Annotated in this window: 2 protein-coding genes; one reads left to right on the top strand and one right to left on the bottom strand. The window is 29.7% G+C overall.

Annotated elements, in window-relative coordinates:
• Positions 1-237, top strand: a 237-nt coding sequence (locus PSI15_RS18020; protein WP_273584716.1) for a hypothetical protein, incomplete at its 5' end; no start/stop codon positions are given.
• 225 nt (positions 238-462) lie between these two features.
• Here the strand turns inward: PSI15_RS18020 and PSI15_RS18015 are convergent.
• The gene (locus PSI15_RS18015; protein ID WP_273584714.1) at positions 463-1,065 is read right to left on the bottom strand and encodes a LysE family translocator; all 603 of its coding nucleotides are present in this window, start codon (positions 1,063-1,065) and stop codon (positions 463-465) included.
• Between the last annotated feature and the right edge of the window lie 213 nt (positions 1,066-1,278).

Below are 1,278 nucleotides of genomic sequence, written 5' to 3'. Positions count from 1 at the left end.
CCTCACGATCGCCGTCAACCTAGTTTTGGGAATAAAGCAACACACTGTGCAGTAAATCACATTATTTTTAAATCAGAAATGAGGTGCGGAATGACGGTTTCACCAAAATTAACTTGTTATTTACTGATGAGAGTCATAGAAGATGGCTTGCTATCATGTATCATTACTAAAATCTATATATTAGATTTTTTTGTGGAATGTGAAAGTGATTTGTATGGTATCGCTGTAGTAAACTAGAAAAGCTAACTCAGTTATAGATTGAAAGGAGATACAGGACGAGAGCATGAGTATTTGTTTATTATCCAAGGCTTGAATGTGAACTTTTCACAAACCAGTGGTTTAAAAATCACCCCAATGCAGATTGTTTTTCAAACAAAACAATGAGTGTAATATCGATGAAGTTTGATTAAAACTCTATCTGGATATAATTCAAGCATTCGTCTCTCATTCTGGAAAGGAACATCATAAAAAGTACGGAGAAAGAGAAAAGTATAATAAACAGACCCCACCCATAATGTTAATAAAACGACTTACCGAACTGAAATTCATTTTTTTTGTAGTAAATATAATTACATAGCCAAAAACTAATAACCATATTGTCATTATAATAATATGAATAGAAGCAAGAATAATGAAGTTTGACACATTAATATGGTTTGATGTTAGATAACTTGGAGCTACAGTAAGATATAGTATAATTGCTTTTATATTCATAATATTAGCGATATAGGCATCTTTTATTGTTGCATTTTTTTTTGTTGCTTTTTTTGCACTGTTTTTTTCTGAGTATATTCCATTTTTTATTAATGTATAAGAGAGATAGATTAAATAGATAGTTCCTATTATCTGTATGATATTTATAATGAATGGATATTTTGTCACTATGCCTGTAACGCCTAAGCCAACCAGTAATGCGTGAGTGTAAATCCCCAAGGATGTCCCTATTATGATGGAAAGCAGACCTTTTATTCCTCTATTCATCACATTGGTCATGCCGAGAGTAAAACTCGCACCAGGGGATAAGGCAATAGGTAATATGGTAAGAATAAATCCGAAAATATTCAAAATATCACCTGTTTATTATTTCGAAACAAAACTATTTTTAACATATTTAGAATGTTATGCATGGAGTTCTTTTCAAGAATTTCATTTTTTTTAGTATCTATCATAAATAATTTATCCATGTTGATTATATATTTTTAATTAACAGTCATACATGTTTTAAATGGCTTTTAGAAAAAATTTTACTAACTAATTAATTTTATTCTATAAATACAA

It is taken from the genome of Xenorhabdus sp. PR6a, assembly GCF_028599065.1.
Classification (GTDB): Bacteria; Pseudomonadota; Gammaproteobacteria; order Enterobacterales; family Enterobacteriaceae; genus Xenorhabdus; species Xenorhabdus doucetiae.
The sequence above is the reverse complement of the archived record's forward strand: the minus strand, read 5'-3'. Positions and strand labels throughout refer to the sequence as shown.